Source organism: Pedobacter sp. R20-19 (genome assembly GCF_000708265.2).
Classification (GTDB): domain Bacteria; phylum Bacteroidota; class Bacteroidia; order Sphingobacteriales; family Sphingobacteriaceae; genus Pedobacter.
The window spans coordinates 174,826-192,611 of the sequence record NZ_JCKI01000007.1 but is presented as its reverse complement, the minus strand read 5'-3'; the positions used below and the strand labels follow the sequence as shown (position 1 = coordinate 192,611).

The window sequence follows — 17,786 nt, the reverse complement described above, 5'->3', positions numbered from 1 at the left end:
TAAAATTTTAGCCTGCAAATGTATGGATAAAATAATTAGATTAAAAATGTTTTTTAAAATTGTTATCTATTTAAAAAACCAATGAGGTTTTAAAAAACCCATAGGTTTAGCTTTTTAAAATCATTTTTTTATTGTTTCTGCTCCACTCACTCCACGAGCCAACGTAAAGTTTTGGAATAGTTAAGCCGGCGTAATCCATCGCTAAAAGTGTGTGGCAGGCTGTAATGCCAGATCCACAGTGTACAATCACATTTTCAGGTTTTACAGTAGCTAATGCAGCAGTATATTTTTCTTTTAGTACATCAGGTGATAAAAATCGCCCTTCCTCATTTAGATTTTCTGTAAACGGAATATTAACGGCTCCTGGAATATGACCAGCTATGGTATCAATTGGTTCAGTAAGGCCAGCGTAACGGTTAGCATCGCGAACATCAATAACCATATACTCCTGATGCTTTGCCACGTCTTCCACCTCATTAATATCAGACAATGGCAAACTCCAGGATGATATTGTGTATTTACCAGCTGATTTAGGAGTTTCTGTTTGATTGGTAGTAGGGAAGCCAGCTTTTATAGCTGCTTGAAATCCCCCATCAATTACCTGAACTTTTTCATGCCCGATTGATCTCAGCATCCACCATAATCTTGCGGCTGCATTACCTGCATTCTTATCATCATATACGATGACATGCGTATTTTTAGTGATGCCAAATTTTTGTAATACCTGAGCAAATTGTTTAACATCAGGTAATGGATGACGGCCGCCTTTTGCAAAGTCGCCGATATTGGCCAGGTCTTCGTTTATATCTGCAAAAAGTGCACCTGTTAAATGTTGTTCATCGTATCGGGCTTTCGAACCGGCACTGGCATCTATCAATACAATTTCTTTATCCTGATTTATACGGATCAGATCTTCGGGTTTTATAATCGGGGCTAATGTTGACATGGGGTTATCTGTTAATTATACTCAAACCATCAGACTTATATGTTCATATTTATGGCAAAATGCGGTATCCTGCACTTTGATTTTCCACTTTTAGCTTTTCTCTTTCCGTTTAAGACGCATCATCTTTAATATCAAACTGCGTTTCCACAATTTTACCTCCAGAACGCAACTGGCCACTTAACATTTCTTCTTGTTCTCTACGATTTTTTACAATATGAATAGCTGAAAATAAAGCCTCTGTAAATGAAGTAGAATCTGCAAGATCTTTTCCAGCTATATCATAACCGGTTCCATGATCTGGAGAAGTACGAACAAAGTTTAAACCTGCTGTATAATTTACGCCGTTGTGAAAAGCTAAAGTTTTAAAAGGAATTAATCCCTGATCGTGGTACATGGCCAGAACAGCATCAAATTTTTTGTAACTGCCATTTCCGAAAAAACCATCTGCAGGGTAGGGGCCGAAAACCATCATTCCTTTATCATATGCTTCCTGAATGGCTGGTGTAATAATTTCAGCCTCTTCTGCGCCTAATAGGCCATTATCACTGGCATGTGGGTTTAAACCGAGCACCGCAATTTTTGGTTTTTCAATCCAGAAATCCTTTTTTAAACTCTCATTAATCAGCTTTAATTTACTTAAGATTTTATCTTTAGTTATAGAAGTTGGCACATCTTTAACCGGAATATGTCCGGTAACTACACCTACGCGTAAATTTTCGCTGATTAAGAACATCAGCACATCTTTACTACCACTTTTTTCTTGTAAATATTCCGTATGACCTGGAAATGCAAAGGTTTCTGATTGGATGTTATGTTTGTTGATTGGTGCAGTAACCAAAGCATCAATTTCGCCAGCTACTAAATCTGCGGTTGCTCTTTCAAGCGATAAAAGCGCATATTTTCCACCTGTTGCAGTTACCTGGCCAAGTTCAATTTTTACATCTTCTTCCCAGCAATTAATCATGTTTGCCTTTTTTACCTGTGCCTGGTTGGCATGATTGATTACATTAAAACTGAAATCACCAAGGTTATTTGCCTTTCTGTGAAAAGATGAAACTTTTGTGTGTCCGTAAACAATTGGAATACAATAATTTAAAATAGCTGGATTGGATAACGTTTTGATAATTACCTCTAAACCAATACCGTTCACGTCGCCTATACTAATACCTATTTTAAGTTTATCGCTCATAATTACTGGAAAATTTTAGCGCAAAATACTGATTTTCGATTAAAGACTTTAAAAAAAATGAAAGCGCATAGCGCACTAAGTTATCCGCGAAGGAATATTAAGTCTATCTTTGCTAATCATTTTAATTTTTAAAAGCCCTTTTTGGGGTTTGGGTTTATGAGTTTAGTAAAAGCAAAAAAACATTTAGGTCAGCATTTTTTAACTGATAAGGGCATTGCTAACCGCATTGTTGAAGCTTTGGTGAATACCGATAAGTATCATCAGGTTTTAGAAGTTGGTCCGGGAATGGGAATTCTTTCTGATTTTTTGTTGAAACGTGAAGATTTACAAACTTATTTAATTGATATTGATACGGAATCTTACCATTTCCTGAATGAGAAGTATCCACAATTGGGTGAACGTTTAATCAATGGTGATTTTCTGAAATTAGATTTTGATGCCATTTTTCCAGGTCAGTTTGCCATTATCGGTAACTTTCCTTATAATATTTCTTCTCAGATTTTATTTAAGATTTTGGATAACCGCCATAAGGTTGTGGAGATGGTTGGTATGTTTCAAAAAGAAGTTGCACAACGATGTGCTTCGCCTGCAGGTACAAAAGATTATGGAATCCTAAGTGTTTTTCTTCAGGCTTATTATAAAATTGAATACCTTTTTACCGTAAAGCCAGGTACTTTTAATCCACCACCAAAGGTTAATTCAGCCGTTATTCGCTTAACCAGAAATGAAACGGAAACGCTGGATTGCGATGAAAAACTGTTCTGGCGTGTAGTTAAAGCAGGCTTCAATCAACGAAGAAAAACATTGCGTAATGCAGTGTCTGCTGTAATGCCGAAAGATAAAATGGATGATCATATTTATTTTGAGAAACGTGCCGAACAATTAACCGTTGATGATTTTGTGGTACTAACACAGCATCTAAGTAAATTGATGGCAGTTTAGTTTTTTTTGTCATTGAAAAAACACCTGCGTAATCCCAAAATTTTGTAATTATCCACTGAGAGATTTCTTGCAAATCCGTGATTATTTTCGTTAAATTTCTCCTTTCCTTTGCGCTGTAATTGAAAGACACCATGATTAATTATAGCGAAATTTTTAGTGAGCAGGGAATGGATTATCAAACCTATCGTGCTTTGGTAGACCAACTTTTATTAGAAGGTAAATCTACTAGTGAGGCTAGTTATGACCTGCATTACACTAAAATGAATGTGCAGCGCATGAATCGGGTTGATAAAACCGTTAGTTTAACTGATGATTTAACTTCTACCATTAATCATTTAAAAGGTAATTATAAGTTCTTGGTGATTACTGAAGGCTGGTGTGGTGATGCTGCTCAAATTGTTCCAGTGTTCAATAAAACCGCGACTGCATCTTTAGGTAGAATTGATTTGAAATTTGTGTTGCGAGATAAAAATCTACCATTAATTGATGCACATTTGACTAATGGTGGCAGAGCGATTCCAGTTTTAATTGTGTTGAATGAAGCAGCCGATCAGGTTTTAGCTACTTGGGCACCGAGACCACAGATTTTACAGGAACTTTTAAAAGAATGGAAAAAGGAAACAACTGAGATGCCAGTTCTGGCCGAAAAACTGCATGGCTGGTATGCGAAAGATAAAACGCAAAGTACGCAAGCTGAGTTGACCAGGCTTTTGAAAGGATTATTATAAGGTAATAGCTTATACAGCATATCTTTTCTGAAAATCGTCATTGCGAAGCCGATTTTTAATTGGCTGAAGCAATCTTTATCACGAGTAGGAAAGATTGCTTCGTCGTTCCTCCTCGCAATGACGACTCCTCTTTTATAATATGAAGATTAATCCACTGAAACCGTCAATCCTTCTTGCTGCAAAATTTTGCGATACACTTCCATTTCTGTAAAAGAACCTTCCAAAACAGGGCATTTACCATCATTATGTACTTTCCAGGCTATTTTTTCAGATTGAGCCTCATTATAATCCAAATACTTCATCATGCAATAGATTACATGATCGAAAGTATTGATATCATCATTCCACAAAATAAGGCGGTGTACGGTTTTTAAGGAAGTTAAAATTTCTTCGAGCGTAAAGGTCTCTTCTTTGGTTTCTGTAGACATGGGGCAAAAATAAACATTAGTATCAAGTATTTGGTATCAAGTATCAAGATTTTGTTCCTTTGCGAATAATAATGGCTTAGGCAATAAATGATTAACTTTGTTTTACACAAATGATCAATAACACATGCATCAATCTAAAATAGGCGGAATTGGTTACTACGTTCCGAAAAATGTTTATACCAATACTGATTTAAGTCGTTTTATGGATACCAATGATGAGTGGATTCAGGAACGCACCGGTATTCAGGAACGTCGTTTTGCTGATCGTTACGAAGAAACCACTACTACAATGGGAGTTGAAGCAGCAAAAATTGCTATTGAACGTGCTGGCATTACCGCAAAGGATGTTGATTTTATTGTTTTTGCTACCTTAAGTCCTGATTATTATTTTCCTGGTTGCGGGGTTTTATTACAACGTGAAATGGGTATGGGGGAAATTGGTGCATTGGATATTCGTAACCAGTGTTCGGGTTTCGTTTATGCCCTTTCAGTAGCTGATCAGTTTGTTAAAACCGGGATGTATAAAAATGTTTTGGTAGTGGGGAGTGAGAAACATTCATTCGCCATGGATTTTGAAACCAGAAGCCGAAATGTATCTGTGATTTTTGGTGATGGGGCAGGTGCAGTCGTATTGCAGCCTACAGATGAAACAGATAAGGGTATTTTGAGTACGCATCTACATAGTGATGGTGCTGATGCAGAAATTTTAGCAATGCATTATCCAGGATCACATGCTAATAAATGGATGAAAGATAAACCAGCTTTTCCTGATCAGGAATTGGGTGGTTTATTTATGACAACAGAAATTTTAGCGAGTGGTGCTGTTTTGCCATATATGGATGGCCCATCAGTGTTTAAAAAAGCTGTGGTTAAATTTCCTGAGGTAATTCGTGAGGCTTTGGTCGCTAATAATCTTACCGAAAAAGATATCAATCTGCTGGTACCACATCAGGCAAATCTTCGCATCAGTCAGTATGTGCAGAATCTATTAGGCTTAAATGACGACCAGGTTTTCAATAACATCCAGAAGTACGGAAATACCACAGCTGCATCAGTTCCGATTGCTTTATGCGAAGCTTGGGAAGCGGGAAAAATCAAAAATGGCGATCTGGTTTGCCTTGCTGCCTTTGGATCTGGTTTCACCTGGGCGAGTGCATTAATCAGATGGTAGAATCTTTAGTTAAATTTAAAGCAGAAAGGTTAAAGTGAAGATAGCATCATGCTCATTATCTTGCTTTGACTTTCCAATTCTGCATTAACTTTTCTGCTTTTGCCTTTTAGCTTTTACGCTTACTTCCCAGCAATAAAATCTTCCAGATAGCTACATTCATTTACTGCGATTCTATAAAAAGGTGTTTTCGCGTACTTTGTTTTCAGTTCTTTAAAATAGGGATTGTTATAATTAGCTGCTATAAAATCCTTATAGGCTTTGCTTTTGGTGTCATAATAACTGTAAGCAGAATAGTCAGCATTACTGATAATTTGCTTTTGGGCACATTTGGCAAGCATAAAAGTGCATTTAGCTTTAAAATCTGGATTTGTACTTAAAGCCATTGCCTTTGCATACCATACGGCAGCTGTTTTAGCCAACTTATAATCTACATCATAATTGTATTGTGGTTTTTGTTCATTGGCATAAGTGCTCCAATCATAACTAATCAAAAACCATGAATTGCCATAATAGCCGGTTTGGTAAACAGCATTTGCCATGCGATAATAATAACGGGCTGCATTCTTTTTATCGGTTACAATTAATTTCTGTAAACGGGCCATTTCCCTGGCGAAAATTACTTTATTAAATCGCTGATTATTTGAAGCATATTTTTTGGGGTAATCATTTACAGTTTCTATGAAGGGATTGGCAACCAGCCTGGCTTCGCTATCATCGGCATACCAATCATCAGGTGAAAAATACTGGTAGCTAGCTGAAACTTTTTTAAAGTAAATCAGTGCTTTCTCATACTGATGGGTTCTTAAATAGGTGGTGCCATAAAGCTCGTAGAAATCATCATTTGCCATATGGTTTAATGCTTGGGTAAGCATGCCTGTTAAGCCTGTGTTACTATTTTTTACTTTGTAATTAGCCAGAGCAGCCATACTTTTTGGTGTTAAATAATTCTGCCAGAATGCGGTGGCTTGATAGCTTATGTTGTTAAATGATATGGCGTTTATTGCCGATGCGGTATTGATATCTGCCTTAACCATTGCCAGCGCAGCAAGGGCAGTATCGCCCATTTTTAAATAGGCTGGTGCCATAACCTGCTGATAAAAATTTCTGGTGGTGATGGTAAAGCGTTGATCTGTACTTTCTCTATCGCTAATACGTTTTTCAGTAGAGTCTTCTTTGTTTTCAGCATAGCGCTTTTCATCTAACCATTTTAAAGTAGCTACCAAGTCAGGATCATTATTAAAAGCATTGCCCTTGCTGATGTTTTTAGATCTAACTAGTAAGTCTGTAATCCGATATTGATCACTTAACCTTTCGGGCAATTGATTGGGATTAAGCTGATTGAGGTATTCTGCAGCCAAATCGTTTCGATCCTCCATCCAGGAAAGATAGGCCGCGGTAATGGTGCCCAACTCCGGCTGCGGATATTTCTTTTCGGCAGCCAGCTTTAAAGCAAACTGCTTCACATCCGTTAAGTTTTTAATATTTTTTTTCCTTAAGCTGTCGTTGTCAAGATCATTATATCGACTGAAATAACTTCCATAATAACCTCTTGAAATGTCGCTGGAGTTATTTAAGCGCTCTTCCAGTTTATTCACTTCCCTAACCAAGAGGGCTCCGTTTAATAAACTTGCAGGCTCAAGCTGGTAAATCTTCTCCAGGTTTTTAATGTTGATATCGGAATTTCCAAAAGAATTAATGGCATAAATAGTAGCCCTATCCTGATCATTTTGTGCAAGTTTAAGCACATCTTCTATTTTGCTGCTGGTATAAAAATAATTTTTGTAAGCCTGAATTCTTCGTTCCGGACTTTGCTCGAAAACCTTTGCAAAAAGGTATGCTGCCTCTATAGGTTTACCAGAATGCCGAATGGCACCTGCATAAACTGCCAGCCCCCAGTTTTTAACAGCAGAATTAACCTGGCTTGTTTTAATGTAATTTTCATAAACATTGATACTCTGCTCCTCATTTGCGGCATAATGGAATAAACGTTCTGCCTGATAGGCGTAACGCAATTTTAAAAACTCATCTCGTTTTACTTTTTTAATAAAGGTTATCGCTTCATTTGCTTTTTTATCCATGGCTGCTGTATCTCGCGGCATTGGATCCCACAGGTTATAATGAATAACGGTCAATGGTTCGCAGCTTTTAGCAAATAAAAAATATTTCATTGCCAGCTTATTCTTAAGTAAAGCTTTAATGAATGTGTTTTTATATAAACTATCAGGCAGTTTTCGTAGGGTTTTACTAGCAAATTGCTGAAGTTGGGTTTCTGTAAGGCTGTCCGTTTGATACATGATGCGGTATACATCTTCTACTGAGGCACCTGTGTATTTTGCCCATTCTTGGCTGTTTATCTGCGTTTCATCTTCCACTTCATTATCATCATATAAATATACATTGGCATTATAGGAAAAGGGTTTGTAGGTGTCGCCCTGAATGTTATTATGGAAATAACTTACGTAATAGTCATAGGGATCGGCCTCCGGACCACAGGCAATGTTAACGGCGATTTCTCCAAAAAAAGTAAGCAAGAAAATGCTAAAAATTATTGATGATTTTGTAAAAGTCTTCATTCGTAAAATGTTTTAAAAGATCGGAATCTAGATGATAGAAAACCAGGTTTCGTTCTTCTGGTTTTAAATGTCGGGATAAAAAATCAGATGTTGAAAGTAAATCATTGGCAGAAATTTCTTCCCATCGGATGACATCGCCGCGTTTTAATCCTGCTGCAGGATAATCTGTTAACAAATCATACAAAATAGATTTTCCCCTTTGCTTAAATAATCTTTTATTCTTGATCTGTGTTTTGCTTATTCGCTTAGAAATTCCTGCATATTCTTTTTTTCTGAATACCACAGCCCATTCAAATAAAGGCAAAGCAACATCTAATTTTAGTGGATAATTTTCCAGATCATCTTTCAGGTAGAGATCCATTTCACGCTGATCAAGAATGGAATTTTGGTTACCATACTTCCTCAGATTGCCCATATTGTAACACATCAGCATGGCTTTTTTAACGGGTGGAATGCCACTGGTAATCACGTTTTTTACCTGATGCAAACGTAGTGTAACCGAAATGTTTTTACCTTTTAAAAGGGGATGGGCGGCTAATTTTTTAAGAAAATTAAAATACCTGTCCCTGGTATTTTTTGTCCAATCGCAATCGATTTGAAGCTCTGCGTAATTTTGTTTTCCGGCTTGTTTTACTTTGGCATCTACAAAATTGGCAATCCGATCGGCCAGCCATTTGTTTTGGCTAGAATCTAAATGATTGAATATATTATTAACCAAAAAAACAACCGGAATAATATTTACCTGCTGAGGTAAGGGATTAGAAAATTTAATTGGTGATATGGGTACAGGCTGTTGCAGATCTGTATTATAATCTACATCCATGATCCTCACATACAAAGATTTTGATTTAAATTGATCAAGATAACTGGTTTCGTCTTTCTGGTTTTGATAATCAGTTCTCCAATAATAAAAGGTTGGATGAACGATTGATTTTCGTTTACAGCCGAAGATGAGAAATACAAAAATCACTAAAATACTTATCTTGCGCATATCAATTTATTGAGCAAAAGTATATAAAATGCGGGCAGTTTTACAAAGAGTTACACAGGCAAGTTGCACAGTTGATGAAGAAATTACAGGGGCAATAGATTACGGGTTTCTAGTTTTATTGGGTATTGAGGAAACTGATACTTTAGAAGATTTAGATTGGTTGGCACAGAAAATCATTGGCATGCGTGTTTTTGGTGATGAAAATGGAATGATGAATAAGGCATTAGCAGATATCGATGGAGACATTCTGTTGATTAGTCAGTTTACCCTCTTCTCTTCAACTAAAAAAGGAAACCGACCTGGATTTACCAGAGCGGCCAGACCTGATGTGGCTATTCCATTGTATGAAAAAATGATTGTAAAGCTATCAGCGTTGCTTGGTAAAAAAGTGAAAACCGGAGTTTTTGGCGCTGATATGAAAATTGCCTTATTAAATGATGGACCCGTTACCATTATTATCGACACGAAGAACAAGGAATAAATTAGATTTAAACGTTACAATCGTAACTAGTTATGCTATTATCTGTCAAAGTGGTAATTAATCTGTTTCAATAAATTATTGCCCTAAATGAATATGGAAGGTAAAAGTCCGAACCGACTGATAGAATATAGTGCCCTTACTTTTTTCTTGCTTTTAAAGATCGTTTTATCTTTTGTATTGGTTAATTCAGTTTATGAACTTCAGCGTGATGAGTTTTTGCATCTTGATCAGGCCAACCATCTGGCTGCTGGTTTTACTTCTGTACCGCCGTTAACTTCATTGTTTTCTTTAATGATTAAGTGGTTGGGTAATGGCCTGTTTTGGGTGAAATTTTTCCCTGCTTTATTTGGGGCACTAACTATTTTTTTTAGCTGGAGAATTGTAGCACATTTTAAAGGAAATCTGTTAGCCAAATGTTTCGTTGCTGTTGCTTGCATATGCTCTTTACTTTTAAGGCTGAATACACTCTATCAACCCAATTCTTTTGATGTGCTGGCCTGGACAGCTTGTTTTTATTATTTGATTAAGTATTTTGATCAAACGGCACCTAAGTATTTATATTATTTTGCAATTTCATTTGCACTTGGTTTCTTAAATAAATACAATATTCTTTTTTTGATTATGGGCATGTTGCCTGCAATAATCATCAGCCCGAATAAAAAAATATTTGCCAATAAGCATTTGTATTTAGCAATTATGATCGCCTTGATGATCATTTCTCCGAATATAATATGGCAGATTACCCATGATTTTCCAGTACTTACTCATATGAAGTTACTGGAGAAAACCCAGCTCATTCACGTTAATCGGGTCGATTTCTTTATCAATCAATTGCTGTTTTTTGCCACCAGTATTTTTATTCTACTTGGTGGAATAGGTGCATTGATTTTTTATAAGCCATTTGCCAAGTACCGATGGGTGATTTTAACTTACCTTTTCACCATGGTTATTTTTAGCTATTTCAGGGCTAAAGATTATTATGCTTTGGGTTTATATCCTGTATTACTCGCCTTCGGAGCAACTTATTTTGGGATTATTCTTTACAAACGCTATGTATGGATTGCTTTGCTTCTGGCTTTTAACATTGGGTTGTTTATTTATGCATTGCCTTTAATCATGCCAATCTATTCTCCTGAACAGATTATTGCAAATCACGATCGTTTTGAAAGAGTTGGATTGTTACACTGGGAAGATGGAAAAAATCATCAATTACCACAAGATTATGCAGATATGCAGGGTTGGAAAGAAATGGCTGCCTTAACAGATATTGCCTATGCAAAGGTTAAGGATAAATCAGCACTACTGGTGCGTGCAGATAACTATGGGCAAGCTGGTGCTATTAATTATTACTCTAAATTTAAAAATACAAATGCGGTATCATACAATGCTGATTATCTCTATTGGTTTAAAATGGATAAGCCAATTAAAGATGTAATTTTAATTCAGGGTACTTATGATGAAGATCCAGAAAGGAAGAAGGAGCAACCCCTTTTTGAAAAGATCACTAAAATTGGGGAAGTAAAAAATCCATTTTCAAGAGAATTTGGCGCAAGTGTTTTCTTACTGGAAGGCGCTAAAATCGATATAAATGAACTGATTAATCAGGAAATAGAAGAAGAGAAAGAATATAATTAAGCACGTATTAAATTTTTGAGGCATAGATTTGATAATATCGGCACGCACCATACGCAAAAAAATGAAAGTTAGATGCTTAGAACCCTATTAAGATTGCTTCATTAAACAATGAATTGTTTGCAATACTGATTGACATAAAGATAAGGCGTAATTAACAGGTTTATTCTATATTTGATTATCTTCAAAACAATTATGATGAATTTACGCTCCAGTTTCTTTAAAAATCTATTGTTATTTGGTCTTCTGTCTGTCCTGTTTTTGACGTCTTGTAAAAGGGTGGTGAAAACAGACCTAGATGAAGTTTCATCTGCTGATGATATCGAGGAAGTTTCCAAGGCTGAATACCAGCAGATGATGAATATAAAAGTGCCTTTGAAAACAGTTTTAGTTGATCAGCGCTATTCCATCACCATTCCGGAAAACAGCGATTTTGAAGTGAGTAAGATGAGTTCAAAAGAAATCGTATTGGGGGATATAGACCTTACAAAAATTGATTCGAGCTTCTTAAATGTTAGTTTAAATAATTTTTTTACCAGAAGTGAAGGGCTTTATTCGGAAGAGGTTTACATTGTTCCTGGAAACGATCCAAAGCAATTTTCGATCGATGATTTAAAAGCGAGCAATGAAAGGATAGATGCTGTTTATTATGAAGATGAAAATAGTGTTATTTATGTTCAGGGCGATACTTTCTTTACTTATAGTATCCATTATGATGACATGAAAAAGTGCTTCATTTTTTATAAGGGAGAAATCAGCTGGACACAGAAGTATCCTAAAAAGCAAAAGCTAGCACTTTCTTTACTCCTTGTAAAACATGCAAAAAGCTTAACGGCAATGGATTATCCACCTGTAAAATTTACATCTTGGAACGATTACGTTCAGCATATGCCCGTTTTAGAAATAAATTGGATAAATGGTATGTTTAGTAAGATTGAGAAAGAACTTAAATTTTTTCTGGAACCTAATGAACAGTCTTCGCCAAGAACACCAGGCAACTATACTTTTGTTAAGTTATTCAGGCCATCACCTGATGAACTGCTCAGTTTCTATAAAGGTGTAGATCAGCTTAAAGCCAATAAAATCAGTGAAACGGATTATTATTCCAGGCCTGAAATTCTTCGTTTGGACAGCCAGTTTTCTTATCAGTTAAAGGAAGAGATGGGCTGTTATGTGGTTATAGCGAGTTCGAAAAATGATGATGGAAGCATATCACGTAAGGAAACAACTGTGTTTTGTCCTGTTGATTATAAGGGAAAAACTTTTATACTTAAAACTGATAAAGACCTATCTCCATCCGATGCTGATTTTTTTGTAAAAATGTTCAGCTATTTTAGTAAACACTACACCCTAAATACAACAGCTAACCCATAACCGCCCAGAAAAATGTATAGAAATTATCTGTTTTCAGCCTTATTTATTTTAGGCTTAAGTTCTTGTAATCCTATAGGTAAGGAATTAACCGTATTGGAGTTAACACTAGGTGAAATTGCATCGGCAGAAAACATAAGCCTGAAAAAAGGCGATGTGGTAACCATTTGGTCTAAAGTTTTGAAAAGTAGTAAAGGTGAAGGATCAACATTTAGAGTGAAATATAATATTGAAAATAAAGGCCAGTCCATTCTTTTTGATAGTTTAAATGTGGATGCTCAGGATCATGTAATCAATTCTAAAAAAACAAAGGAATCTAACAATGAAAGCAGCTCTGAAGGTGATAGCACCATTTATTATACCGTACATGAGTATGAAACGGAAAGCAAGAAGTTTACCGTACCAAAAGATGGTAAATATTCTTTTGATTTTAAGCTTACTGAACGCTCCAATCAAAGTAGTTTTTTTGGAAATAAATTATCTATAGTATTACGGAAATCTTAGAAAACTATTGAAATTTATCAATATAAGTTTCGAAATCCTCACGGTTTTGCTTTTCAAAATAAGGTGTGTAAAAGCACTTATGAAGAAAGTAATCGATGATATAATAGATAATAAAAGTAGCCAGGGTTCCGATCCATACAAAGGAGATTAGTTTTTTCTGAATGAAGGGCCAAAGGCCATCTGCAAAGTCAAAAAATGCTTTCAAGTCAGCATAATATAAAATAACCACAGCTAAAAATGGAATAACCTTCGTGCTCCATTTAAATCTTGCCAATAATATAACTGATATCATAAATACCAGCAATTTATAAAGAGGTTCAAAAGTTCTGTAATCTGGTTTTAAGGAAAAATAATGATAAGTGTAATATAAAATGAGCAAAGCCACATAAATGATCAAATGCACATTTCTGTTCTGTTTTAATTTATCAATATAACTGTTGGTCGTTTCTAGGTTTTTTTTAAATAAAAGTAAGCTGAAAAAGGAAGCCAGATTGATGATCGGTAAAATTGCTAATGTATTTACTACGCCGAAATAACGTTTTAACGTGAAGTTTCTATATTGAATTAACGTGGCGAAAAACCTTCCACAGATAAAAAGTACCAATAAATTAGCGGTAATGTAAAATAATGTAGAAAATGCTATAGATGAAAAAGAGAATGAAACCTTCAGTGCCGAAGAACCCATATCCAATACTGAAAGCAGTAAAATAGGATAGCTAATTAAAAAGCTCAATTTGAAAAAACTGGTTGATACAGACTGTTCATCTAAAGGATTCAAAATCTGCTTCACCTGATAGATTCTGTTAGACAGATAGAAAAAGCCAACTAAAACCGAAATCATTTTGAGTGATACGATCATAAATATGATGGATACGATGGCATCTTTTAGATAAAGGTTGCTGGTGCTAAAGCTACCTATAACGCTATATAAGGAATCAGGATCTGAAGAGATGGTTACACTAAAAATTAAGATGAAGATCATTTGAATAAGAGTAGCCTTAATTTTTGAAATGTTATTAGGTTTAGCTTCAGCCTTGAAATAAAAAACTGCAAATAGGAGGATTGGTGTTAGAAAAGAAAGCACATCAATTACCTGATAAATTAATGCACTATTGTCAAAATTGAAATGATAATCTATAAAACTGGGCCAATCTTTCTTAAATATATAATAAGGAGAAAATAATAATTGAATGATTAAACCTTTCAATAATATTTTATTTTTATAAAAATACCATGCAAAGATTAGACTCTCCAGAAACCAGGTTTGTACGCTCCACAAATAGTCATATAGTACATTATCAGGTCCATAGCTATCGATGAAGTAACAGCTGATTTGCAAAACGGCGATAATGACACCCAAGATCCAAATAGATTCAATTGCTTTTTGTTGTTTTTCACTGAAGAGCGTATTCATAAGATTAATTTAGATTATTTAGCGTTTTTATTTCGGAATATAAATTTATATCAGCCTAAATTATGAAATTTAACCCACTAAAAAATAAAAGAAAAAAATGACCATTAACGAAGCACAAGAAACTGTAGACCAATGGATAAAAACTACGGGAATCCGTTATTTTAACGAGCTTACCAATACTGCAATTTTAATGGAAGAGGTTGGGGAGGTGGCCCGGATTATGGCCCGTCAATACGGTGAACAATCTTTTAAAAAAAGTGATGAGGCGGTAAACCTGGCCGATGAAATGGCTGATGTGATGTTTGTATTGATTTGCCTGGCCAACCAAACCGGTATCAATCTAACAGAAGCCTTTACCAAAAACCTGGAAAAGAAAAGCATCCGTGATGCAGACAGACACCGGAATAATGAGAAGTTGAACCCGTAAATCCCCTAAAGGAGACTTGCCTGCCTATCGTTTATGTAAGAAGAACTAATTTATTTTTTTAATCGCTTGCATAAATCTGAGCCTTTCAAAGCCCCATCTAGGGGGTTGGGGGTACAAACTCCATCAGTGTTCTATAAGCTACAAAACGATTTTTAAACTTTTCATTCAAATCTTCCTGCAAAGCTGGTGCATATACCTGTTGGTATTGATTGTAGTTTTCCTGATTTTCAGCAACGTATTGTGTGCAATAGGTAACACCTTCGTTTGGAGAATCCAGCACTTTTAATAAACGGTGAGAAACAAACATTCCGGTAGCCATAACTGCAGGGATGTGGGTTTCCTCCATCCATTGTAACCATTCGGCTGCAGCAGAATCTTCTAAAATTAGCGTAACATTATATAAAAGCATGTGGCAAAGATAAGGAAGAAAATATGGGAACGAATAGATTACTTATATTTAGTGGTCAATAATTACCAATAATATGATTGAAATAATCACATCTAATACTTCTTCTGACCTGGAAGGAATTATAACCCTTCAAAAGAAAAATCTAAAAACGGATTTATCTCCTTTAGAAATTAAAGAGCAGGGATTTGTAACGGTTTCGCATACACTTGATGATCTGAAGAAAATGCATCTTCATGAAAAAAATATCATTGCTAAAGATGGTGAGCAGGTTATTGCCTATGTGTTGGGAATGACCGAGCAATCGAAGAATGACATCCCCAGGTTGGTAGAATTGTATGAAAGTTTTGATCATATCCAATTCAAAGGAATGCCTGTTGGTGATTATCATTATATTGTAGTTGGGCAAGTTTGTGTAGATAAGAATTACCGCGGGCAAGGTTTATTTGATCAGTGTTATGAAGCGTATAAAAATCATTTTGCTTCCTGTTATGATTTTGCGATTACAGAAATTGCCTGTATTAATCTGAGGTCTATGAAAGCGCATGAAAGGATAGGCTTCAAAACCATTTATACTTACACAGATGTTGCAGGTGTGGCCTGGAATGTAGTCGTATGGGATTGGAAAGAGTAGCTCTACCTGGCGTTTAGTGCCAGGCATTAGGGCTACTAGTTGATTAACCTTAACAATAAAATATGGGAACTAATCATGAAACCCCATCACCTCTTAAATTTCTAAACCTTTTTCTTGCTTCTGCACTGAACATACTACCCGGATAATCTGTAATTAATTTTTGGAAATAGCTTTTGGCTTGTGCAATATCATTGAGTTTCTTTTCATATAAATCGCCCAGGGTAAACAAAGCATCATCAGTCCAGATGCCATCTTTAAAGTTATCTGCAATATTTTTAAGCATTTCTGCAGCCTTCTGAAAATCAGCTGATTTGATAAATATTTTAGCTTTGCTCATTAATATGGCATCGGCCAAACCATTTTGCGGATAGGAAATGCCAATGCTATCTAATTTTTTTACAGCTTGAGCAGGTAGGTTTCGGAACACCAACATTTCTGCATCAGCATACATTTTTAACGCATTACTATCAGTTGGCGTTTGAATGTTATCAGAAATCAGCAGGCTTAAGTTAAGGGCGTCATTGGCAATAAGCTGCGAGGTTGCTGCTTTAAGTACCTGGCACTGTCCATTACTGTAATCAAAATTTCCCTGGTAGAAAGAAAGTTTGGCACTTCTAAAACGGGCTTCATTTCCAATTGGCTGACTTTCAAATTGCTTACTTACTTGTTCATAAACCAGAAATGCTTCCCAGGGTTGATTGGTCAGGATATAAACATCACCTAAATCCAATTTTAACTGTCCAAGATCCGCTGCACTGATTCCGGGCATCTGCAGAGCTTCTTCCAGGCCTTTTTCGGCCTTACCCGGTTCATTTAAATAGTATGCCTGCAGGTTCGCCAGTTTTTTAATGGCAAATAACGTATTCCTGTTTTTTCCATTTTCATCAAGCAAACCTTGATAATCCTTAGCCAGTAAATTCAAGTCTGCTGCTGTATATTTTCCTGATGTTTGGAGATTATACCGGGTATTTAACATTTCAATTTTCGATGGCAGGTAATATTGGTTTTCCTTTCCCTTAGTTAACAGGTATTCATAAGCTTTTATAGCAGTTTCATAAGCGTCATTATCTATAAATATATAGGTGGCATTAAATAAAGTTCCACCATCAGCTTTTGTACGTTTATCAAAGGCAATAAGCTGGCGCAATGCTGCATCAAATTCCTGTTGCTGGATATAATTCCAAGTTAAAAGCTGGATGTAAATTTCTGCATCTGGCGCTTTTTGGATCTTCCTGAGTATGGCCGCCTGAAAATTTTGGTAGTCACTTTTATCCTCAAAAATCATTGAAAGTACATTCTCAGCTTGTGGCAGTAATTGTGGGGTGGAAGGTAATATGTCCAGATATTCCTGCATTAGCATGGGTTTATCTTTTTTATACCGATAGATGTTCAATAATTCATAAGTAAACAATTGTTCATTTGCGAGAATTTTTCTTCCTTGTTTAAAGGTTTGAACTGCCAAATCGTAGTTTTCGAAACGATAAAAATTATTTGCTAAATTCCGGATCTTAAATTCATCTTTTGGGAGTTTGGCGATGATATCGTTAAATATTTTATTGGCAGCTTGTACATCACCTTTTTCCTGATAAAGTTTACCGAGTGCAATTGGATAAGCATCATTTTCCTGATGCTGTTTCATCACTTTTTTAACTACTTTTTCAGCTACGTCATAACGTTTCAGCTTCAACAAGCTATTAAAATAGACGTCGAAATAACCTTCATTATTGGGATTAGCAAACATTTTCTCTAGCAAGACAACAGCCTTTTCATAATCGCCATCCCGGTAATATTGGATGGCTAAATTGTTATCTTCTGATAAAAAAGATGAATTATTATTGATAATCTGCGCCTGAACATTAAAGCTTAAAATGAAAAATGCGAAGGTGATTAAACGATTCATAATCCTATTTTGTAAATTTTAAATGTAATAAAAAGACGCGAAAGGTAAA

At 35.7% G+C, this 17,786-nt stretch carries 17 protein-coding genes; 9 read left to right on the top strand and 8 right to left on the bottom strand.

What is annotated here, in order from left to right:
- Positions 1-106: 106 nt before the first annotated feature.
- Together AN34_RS16180 and pdxA are read right to left on the bottom strand one after the other, a co-directional pair.
- The gene (locus AN34_RS16180; RefSeq protein WP_029287003.1) at positions 107-946 is read right to left on the bottom strand and encodes a sulfurtransferase; all 840 of its coding nucleotides are present in this window, start codon (positions 944-946) and stop codon (positions 107-109) included.
- A 109-nt stretch (positions 947-1,055) separates the two neighbouring features.
- Positions 1,056-2,135 carry a 4-hydroxythreonine-4-phosphate dehydrogenase PdxA gene (gene pdxA / locus AN34_RS16175; RefSeq protein WP_029287002.1) on the bottom strand — a complete coding sequence of 360 codons (1,080 nt, stop codon included), beginning with the start codon at positions 2,133-2,135 and terminating at the stop codon, positions 1,056-1,058.
- Positions 2,136-2,291: 156 nt separating this feature from the next.
- On the opposite strand from pdxA, the gene rsmA reads away from it, so the two are divergent.
- Positions 2,292-3,077: a 16S rRNA (adenine(1518)-N(6)/adenine(1519)-N(6))-dimethyltransferase RsmA gene (gene rsmA / locus AN34_RS16170; RefSeq protein ID WP_029287001.1), complete on the top strand. Its 786-nt coding sequence runs from the start codon at positions 2,292-2,294 to the stop codon at positions 3,075-3,077.
- A 131-nt stretch (positions 3,078-3,208) separates the two neighbouring features.
- Complete coding sequence (locus AN34_RS16165) at positions 3,209-3,805, top strand: thioredoxin family protein (RefSeq protein ID WP_051666685.1); 597 nt, start codon at positions 3,209-3,211, stop codon at positions 3,803-3,805.
- Positions 3,806-3,951: 146 nt separating this feature from the next.
- Here the strand turns inward: AN34_RS16165 and AN34_RS16160 are convergent, their stop codons facing one another.
- Positions 3,952-4,233: an ATP-dependent Clp protease adaptor ClpS gene (locus AN34_RS16160; protein ID WP_029286998.1), complete on the bottom strand. Its 282-nt coding sequence runs from the start codon at positions 4,231-4,233 to the stop codon at positions 3,952-3,954.
- Between the two features lie 124 nt (positions 4,234-4,357).
- Between AN34_RS16160 and AN34_RS16155 the strand changes: the two genes are divergently transcribed.
- Complete coding sequence (locus tag AN34_RS16155) at positions 4,358-5,404, top strand: 3-oxoacyl-ACP synthase III family protein (protein WP_029286997.1); 1,047 nt, start codon at positions 4,358-4,360, stop codon at positions 5,402-5,404.
- Between the two features lie 119 nt (positions 5,405-5,523).
- On the opposite strand, the gene AN34_RS16150 is transcribed toward AN34_RS16155, so the two are convergent.
- Entirely contained in the window at positions 5,524-7,977 is a 2,454-nt protein-coding gene (locus AN34_RS16150; protein ID WP_029286996.1) for a hypothetical protein, read from the bottom strand.
- The gene (locus tag AN34_RS16145) at positions 7,943-8,968 is read right to left on the bottom strand and encodes a hypothetical protein (protein WP_029286995.1); all 1,026 of its coding nucleotides are present in this window, start codon (positions 8,966-8,968) and stop codon (positions 7,943-7,945) included. Before AN34_RS16145 ends, AN34_RS16150 begins: the two co-directional genes overlap by 35 nt.
- 28 nt (positions 8,969-8,996) lie before the next feature.
- On the opposite strand from AN34_RS16145, the gene dtd reads away from it, so the two are divergent.
- The 4 genes from dtd (at position 8,997) to AN34_RS16125 (ending at position 12,956) form a co-directional block, all read left to right on the top strand.
- Positions 8,997-9,449 (top strand): D-aminoacyl-tRNA deacylase, encoded by a 453-nt coding sequence (dtd, locus tag AN34_RS16140; protein ID WP_029286994.1) that lies wholly within the window; start codon positions 8,997-8,999, stop codon positions 9,447-9,449.
- 93 nt (positions 9,450-9,542) lie between these two features.
- Positions 9,543-11,084, top strand: coding sequence for a glycosyltransferase family 39 protein (locus tag AN34_RS16135; RefSeq protein ID WP_029286993.1), 1,542 nt, complete (start codon positions 9,543-9,545; stop codon positions 11,082-11,084).
- 279 nt (positions 11,085-11,363) lie between these two features.
- Positions 11,364-12,455 carry a hypothetical protein gene (locus AN34_RS16130; RefSeq protein ID WP_029286992.1) on the top strand — a complete coding sequence of 364 codons (1,092 nt, stop codon included), beginning with the start codon at positions 11,364-11,366 and terminating at the stop codon, positions 12,453-12,455.
- Between the two features lie 12 nt (positions 12,456-12,467).
- Positions 12,468-12,956, top strand: coding sequence for a hypothetical protein (locus AN34_RS16125; protein WP_029286991.1), 489 nt, complete (start codon positions 12,468-12,470; stop codon positions 12,954-12,956).
- A 4-nt stretch (positions 12,957-12,960) separates the two neighbouring features.
- On the opposite strand, the gene AN34_RS16120 is transcribed toward AN34_RS16125, so the two are convergent.
- On the bottom strand, positions 12,961-14,370 hold the full coding sequence (locus tag AN34_RS16120; RefSeq protein ID WP_029286990.1) for a hypothetical protein: 1,410 nt from the start codon (positions 14,368-14,370) through the stop codon (positions 12,961-12,963).
- A gap of 97 nt (positions 14,371-14,467) precedes the next feature.
- On the opposite strand from AN34_RS16120, the gene AN34_RS16115 reads away from it, so the two are divergent.
- Positions 14,468-14,797 (top strand): nucleotide pyrophosphohydrolase, encoded by a 330-nt coding sequence (locus tag AN34_RS16115; RefSeq protein ID WP_029286989.1) that lies wholly within the window; start codon positions 14,468-14,470, stop codon positions 14,795-14,797.
- Between the two features lie 97 nt (positions 14,798-14,894).
- Here the strand turns inward: AN34_RS16115 and AN34_RS16110 are convergent, their stop codons facing one another.
- Positions 14,895-15,206 (bottom strand): DUF4286 family protein, encoded by a 312-nt coding sequence (locus AN34_RS16110; RefSeq protein WP_029286988.1) that lies wholly within the window; start codon positions 15,204-15,206, stop codon positions 14,895-14,897.
- Positions 15,207-15,279: 73 nt separating this feature from the next.
- Between AN34_RS16110 and AN34_RS16105 the strand changes: the two genes are divergently transcribed.
- Complete coding sequence (locus tag AN34_RS16105) at positions 15,280-15,837, top strand: GNAT family N-acetyltransferase (protein WP_029286987.1); 558 nt, start codon at positions 15,280-15,282, stop codon at positions 15,835-15,837.
- A gap of 73 nt (positions 15,838-15,910) precedes the next feature.
- On the opposite strand, the gene AN34_RS16100 is transcribed toward AN34_RS16105, so the two are convergent.
- Entirely contained in the window at positions 15,911-17,737 is a 1,827-nt protein-coding gene (locus AN34_RS16100; RefSeq protein ID WP_029286986.1) for a tetratricopeptide repeat protein, read from the bottom strand.
- Positions 17,738-17,786 lie beyond the last annotated feature (49 nt).

What these genes read in the sequence shown, in the direction of transcription:
- AN34_RS16145 (WP_029286995.1), bottom strand. Translation starts at nt 8,968, where the DNA reads ATGCGCAAGATAAGTATTTTAGTGATTTTTGTATTTCTCATCTTCGGC.
- AN34_RS16165 (WP_051666685.1), top strand. Translation starts at nt 3,209, where the DNA reads ATGATTAATTATAGCGAAATTTTTAGTGAGCAGGGAATGGATTATCAA.
- AN34_RS16150 (WP_029286996.1), bottom strand. Translation starts at nt 7,977, where the DNA reads ATGAAGACTTTTACAAAATCATCAATAATTTTTAGCATTTTCTTGCTT.
- AN34_RS16180 (WP_029287003.1), bottom strand. Translation starts at nt 946, where the DNA reads ATGTCAACATTAGCCCCGATTATAAAACCCGAAGATCTGATCCGTATA.
- AN34_RS16160 (WP_029286998.1), bottom strand. Translation starts at nt 4,233, where the DNA reads ATGTCTACAGAAACCAAAGAAGAGACCTTTACGCTCGAAGAAATTTTA.
- AN34_RS16100 (WP_029286986.1), bottom strand. Translation starts at nt 17,737, where the DNA reads ATGAATCGTTTAATCACCTTCGCATTTTTCATTTTAAGCTTTAATGTT.
- AN34_RS16125 (WP_029286991.1), top strand. Translation starts at nt 12,468, where the DNA reads ATGTATAGAAATTATCTGTTTTCAGCCTTATTTATTTTAGGCTTAAGT.
- AN34_RS16155 (WP_029286997.1), top strand. Translation starts at nt 4,358, where the DNA reads ATGCATCAATCTAAAATAGGCGGAATTGGTTACTACGTTCCGAAAAAT.
- AN34_RS16105 (WP_029286987.1), top strand. Translation starts at nt 15,280, where the DNA reads ATGATTGAAATAATCACATCTAATACTTCTTCTGACCTGGAAGGAATT.
- dtd (WP_029286994.1), top strand. Translation starts at nt 8,997, where the DNA reads ATGCGGGCAGTTTTACAAAGAGTTACACAGGCAAGTTGCACAGTTGAT.
- AN34_RS16120 (WP_029286990.1), bottom strand. Translation starts at nt 14,370, where the DNA reads ATGAATACGCTCTTCAGTGAAAAACAACAAAAAGCAATTGAATCTATT.
- AN34_RS16115 (WP_029286989.1), top strand. Translation starts at nt 14,468, where the DNA reads ATGACCATTAACGAAGCACAAGAAACTGTAGACCAATGGATAAAAACT.
- AN34_RS16135 (WP_029286993.1), top strand. Translation starts at nt 9,543, where the DNA reads ATGGAAGGTAAAAGTCCGAACCGACTGATAGAATATAGTGCCCTTACT.
- AN34_RS16110 (WP_029286988.1), bottom strand. Translation starts at nt 15,206, where the DNA reads ATGCTTTTATATAATGTTACGCTAATTTTAGAAGATTCTGCTGCAGCC.
- rsmA (WP_029287001.1), top strand. Translation starts at nt 2,292, where the DNA reads ATGAGTTTAGTAAAAGCAAAAAAACATTTAGGTCAGCATTTTTTAACT.
- pdxA (WP_029287002.1), bottom strand. Translation starts at nt 2,135, where the DNA reads ATGAGCGATAAACTTAAAATAGGTATTAGTATAGGCGACGTGAACGGT.